3 protein-coding genes, 1 tRNA gene and 1 pseudogene are annotated in these 4,582 nt (G+C 34.6%); 2 read left to right on the forward strand and 3 right to left on the reverse strand.

The window, feature by feature from the left end; all coding sequences use genetic code 11:
* The 3 genes and pseudogenes from WGMM_RS07455 to rsmA form a co-directional block, all read right to left on the reverse strand.
* Nucleotides 1-847: pseudogene (locus tag WGMM_RS07455) on the reverse strand (IS3 family transposase); the annotation flags it as partial.
* A 64-nt stretch (nucleotides 848-911) separates the two neighbouring features.
* Nucleotides 912-2,405 (reverse strand): IMP dehydrogenase, encoded by a 1,494-nt coding sequence (gene guaB / locus WGMM_RS01650; RefSeq protein ID WP_038249131.1) that lies wholly within the window; start codon nucleotides 2,403-2,405, stop codon nucleotides 912-914.
* 116 nt (nucleotides 2,406-2,521) lie between these two features.
* Entirely contained in the window at nucleotides 2,522-3,334 is an 813-nt protein-coding gene (rsmA, locus tag WGMM_RS01655; protein WP_038249135.1) for a 16S rRNA (adenine(1518)-N(6)/adenine(1519)-N(6))-dimethyltransferase RsmA, read from the reverse strand.
* 78 nt (nucleotides 3,335-3,412) lie between these two features.
* On the opposite strand from rsmA, the gene WGMM_RS01660 reads away from it, so the two are divergent.
* Together WGMM_RS01660 and WGMM_RS01665 are read left to right on the forward strand one after the other, a co-directional pair.
* A tRNA-Thr gene (locus WGMM_RS01660) sits at nucleotides 3,413-3,485 on the forward strand.
* A gap of 24 nt (nucleotides 3,486-3,509) precedes the next feature.
* The gene (locus WGMM_RS01665) at nucleotides 3,510-4,238 is read left to right on the forward strand and encodes a triosephosphate isomerase (protein WP_038249133.1); all 729 of its coding nucleotides are present in this window, start codon (nucleotides 3,510-3,512) and stop codon (nucleotides 4,236-4,238) included.
* Nucleotides 4,239-4,582: the final 344 nt, after the last annotated feature.

Raw genomic sequence — 4,582 nt, forward strand, 5'->3', positions numbered from 1 at the left:
TGCTGGAAATGATGTTTTTTGTATTCAATAGAAATTGGTAATTTTGAGAGGTATACTGTGACCCTTGATCGCTATGTAACAGCAGATTTTTATCGGGTTTGCGTTTATCAACGGCCATCAATAAAGAATCTATAACTAATTATCATGTTACTCATTAACCACCATGCGTGAATATAGGTCAATTATTGCCGCCAACAACCTTCTTTAGTTTTTATGTAGGTAATCCCAAACTTTATTTGGCTGATCAGTAGTAAAATTTTGATCCAATGTGTTCGGAGCCACAACTCGGTTGCTTATTTGCTGTTTTTTATTTTTGAACCTTCGTCTAAGCTTGGTTTTAATGCCATTTTCTTGCATAACACTTTGTACTGTTTTAATTTTTGCCTAAAGCTTTTAATTTAGCGTGAATTTTAGGAGCTCCATATCTGCATTTAGAAGCTTGATGTATTTTTTGAATATCTGCTAGAAGCCCTTCTTTTGCTAATTCTTTACTGCTTTTTTCCTTAGCAACCAATACCACCAGTACAAAACCCTACATAGTTCCTGTGTTTTATAGCAATTTCTATATAAAAGAATACTTTACTCTTTTTCTTTGCCCAGGGCTTTTTTTTAAAATGTCTCTTTCTCTTGTTAGTTCTTTTTTTAGATCAAATCTTTCTTTGTCATAAGGAGCCTTTGCCTGGAAATGCGTATGCTCCAGACATTTTTCCATCATATTTTCTTACTTAACATACTACCATCTATACCTAGATCTTTTTGCTATTTTTGTACTTGCTTGACCTGTTTCTTTAACCAGCTTAACAGCTTCTAATTTGAATTCTGCTGTATATTCTCTTCTATTTGTCATATTTTGAAAAAACGTTTTATTTTACTCCAAAAACGTCTTAACTTTCTCTCTACTTTTTTCTGGACTACTCCGAATCGGTTGACAAATTGGACGCTTGATAAGCATAATTTGGAGCTTCTTGTGTAATGACTATATCATGAGCGTGACTCTCTCTTAATCCTGATGCAGTAATAGTAACAAATTTACAATTTTTTTTCATCTCTTCTATATTCCTATTACCAGTATACCCCATTGCAGCTTGCAATCCGCCAATCAATTGATGGATTACTCCTGAAGCTGGACCTTTGAATGGAACTCTTCCTTCCACTCCTTGTGGAACTAATTTTAGTTTTGAATCTTTATCTTGAAAATAACGGCTAGCTGAACCTCGTTTCATTGCACTAATAGATCCCATTCCTCGATAGCCTTTATATGCTCTGCCCTTATACATAATAATCTCACCTAGGCTTTCGTCAGTGCCAGCAAAAATCGAACCAATCATCACAGAGTCAGCACCAGCTGCAATAGCTTTTGCAACATCTCCTGAGTATTTTACCCCACCATCAGCAATTAGTCTGACGTTTCTTGCTCTACACGCCTCTGCAACATTCTTGATTGCAGAGAATTGTGGCACACCAACACCTGTAACTATTCTGGTTGTACAGATTGATCCTGGTCCTATTCCAACCTTCACTGCATCAACACCTGCATCAATCAACGCTTCAGCAGCCTCCTTTGTTGCAATGTTTCCGCCAATTAATTGCGTATTAGGATACATCTTTTTTATTTCCCTAATGGTATTGATAACGTTTTCGGAATGACCGTGAGCAGTATCCACAACAACTACATCAACTTCTTCTCCGATCAAAGCTTCACATCTGTCTATACCATCTTTTTTACCAGTGCCAATTGCAGCGGCAACTCTGAGACGCCCTTTACTGTCTTTACATGAATTTGGGTATCTATTGTATTTTTCAATGTCTTTAACCGTAATTAAACCTATACAACAAGAATTTTCATCTACGACCAAAAGCTTTTCTATTCTATTTTCATGCAACAATTTCATTGCTGAGGCACTATTCACTCCCTGCTCCCGCACTGTCACTAACTTATCTTTTGTCATCACTTCGGAAACTTTTACATTCATGTTCTGGTCTTCAATAAATCTCACATCTCGGTTAGTTAAAATTCCAACTAACTTGCGTTGATCGACTACAGGAATGCCAGAATAATTGTGCTCTCTCATTAATGAAATTGCTTCCGCAACTGTTTTATCCGGTGAAATCGTAATTGGGTTATACACGATCCAACTTTCATATTTTTTCACCCTTCTTACTTCTAAAACTTGTTCATCTATTGATAAATTCTTATGTATGCAACCTATCCCTCCATGCTGGGCAATAGCTATTGCAAAGCCCGATTCAGTAACAGTATCCATTGCAGAGGATATGAGAGGGATATTTAGTTCTATACTATTTGTTAAATAAGTTTTTGTATCTGCATCGCAAGGCAACATAGTAGAATAGGCTGGCAAAAGAAGTATATCGTCAAACGAATAACAAGCTTCCATTTTTTTCATAGGCTTTATTTAAAGCTTATACGCCAATTAATTAAATTGCAATAGGCAAAATTAGCTAGGAGCCTTTAATTGTATAGCTCTAACTGTTTTTAGGAGATAGAAAAGCTATATAGTTGCTAATACATTTTATTGCACAATAAGCATTCTACATTATTTGCCAGCAAACAGAACTGCTCAATAGTTAAGTTTTCTGGACGTTCATTTCCACTCAATTTAGCGTTTTCAAGGACAGTTTCAGCGTGGTTCGTTACATTTTGTAAGCTATTTCTCAGCATCTTTCTTCTTTGAGAAAAAACAGCACGTGTTAATCTTGTTAAGGTTTCCAAATTTACTGCAAATTTTGGGATAGGCAAAGGATTTACTGTAATTACTGAAGAATGTATTTTTGGTCTTGGAAAAAACTCTTTAGGTTCAATATCAAATTCCTTCTTTATATCACATAGTAACTGGCTTAGCACTGATAAGGAACCATAATCTTTAGAATTGGGTCTTGCTGTAATGCGATCTGCTACCTCTTTTTGAAACATTAATGTCAAACTCGTAAAAAATTTTATACTATTTAACCACTTTAAAAATAACGCTGCCGAGATATTGTAAGGCAAGTTAGCAATAACTTTAACTGGGCGCTCTATGAGCTCTTCTTCTGTAACATGCAGTGCATCCGCTTCTATAATTCTATACTTTCCTTGATGCTCATTTAGCAGTTGGTCATGGTGTTTTACTAAATCTCTATCTTTTTCTATAGAAAGTAGAGACTTTGGATTATGCACCAATATTTCTCTTGTTAATGCACCATATCCAGGACCAATTTCAATGACATTAAAATTCTCCAGACTACCAGCTAAAGCGACTATTTTTTTTGTTATCTCACTCGATAAAATAAAATTTTGCCCTAGACTCTTTTTTGGCTTCAGTAAAAATTTTTTCATATTATTTTCATTATACAGTATTTTAAAAATTAGTTGACTAAAATTCATTGATAATTGTATATTATTAATGTGTTTAATGCCGGCTTAGCTCAATTGGTAGAGCAACTGACTTGTAATCAGTAGGTTGTCAGTTCAAGTCCGACAGCCGGCACTCTCCCTCATATAAGTAAAGTTGATGTCCTTTTTAATGGTAGCAAATTGGAAAATGAATGGAATGCGTTCTTCATTTGTTCACTTTATAGGCAAACTTAACGACAAGAGCAACGAAATTACCTCTAACTTAGTAATTTGTCCTCCTTTTACATCATTTCCAAGCAGTATAGAGTTGAACAACAATATTAATATAGGAGCACAGAATTGCCATTATAAAAAGTTCGGTTCTTACACAGGTGAAATTAGTGCAGAAATGTTAAAAGAACTAGGGTGTACTTACGTAATACTTGGGCACTCTGAAAGGGCCAATGAAGAAGATAGTGAAATAAAACTTAAGTCGGAAATAGCAATAGAATCAGGCTTACACCCAATTATCTGTGTAGGTGAAAATTCAGAAGATTATAAGAATGAAAAAACAAAAGAAGTATTAGAATATCAATGTAAAAACCGCCTGACAACACACGGTGAATATACCGTAACATATGAGCCAATATGGGCAGTAGGCACAGGTCATGTGCCAAATAATGATGCAATTACTGAGGTGATAGAGGTAATAAAATTGTGTACTGGTAAAAAACACATTATATATGGTGGTTCAGTCAGTTCAGAAAATATAGAAAATTTGCTCAGTATCTCAAATTTATCAGGAGTTTTAATTGGCAGTGCAAGCTTAGATTTTGATCACTTTTATAAAATTATACAAAAAGTTGAAAAAAAGTTTTCTCTTATCAATTCTAAAATCAGCAACTAAGAATCCTATAACAAATGACATGATTTCAGCGTCAAGCATATATAGCTAACCCAAGAAAGGTTTCCCTACCCCTACAACAACATTGCAAGCATTGATTTTTCTCCATATGAAAAGAGTCTGGAAGCTCTTTTACTCTAAACACGATGTTTACATCCTCAAAATTAATCTCAATTCGCTTAACTAACGTTCTAATAATATCACGTTTAGTTAGCCAGTCTACATTATTAAGACTTGAGTTAATACTAGAGGAAAACCCCTCTAAATTTGTTACTACTAGAGTTAACTCTTGTGTTTTTTCTGATCAAATATCTTTTTCTTTTGTTCTTCAACCGTTTTTAAGTTTT

The sequence above is a fragment of the Wolbachia endosymbiont of Glossina morsitans morsitans genome, from assembly GCF_000689175.1.
Lineage (GTDB): Bacteria > Pseudomonadota > Alphaproteobacteria > Rickettsiales > Anaplasmataceae > Wolbachia > Wolbachia pipientis.

What these genes read in the sequence shown, in the direction of transcription:
- guaB (WP_038249131.1), bottom strand. Translation starts at nt 2,405, where the DNA reads ATGAAAAAAATGGAAGCTTGTTATTCGTTTGACGATATACTTCTTTTG.
- WGMM_RS01665 (WP_038249133.1), top strand. Translation starts at nt 3,510, where the DNA reads ATGTCCTTTTTAATGGTAGCAAATTGGAAAATGAATGGAATGCGTTCT.
- rsmA (WP_038249135.1), bottom strand. Translation starts at nt 3,334, where the DNA reads ATGAAAAAATTTTTACTGAAGCCAAAAAAGAGTCTAGGGCAAAATTTT.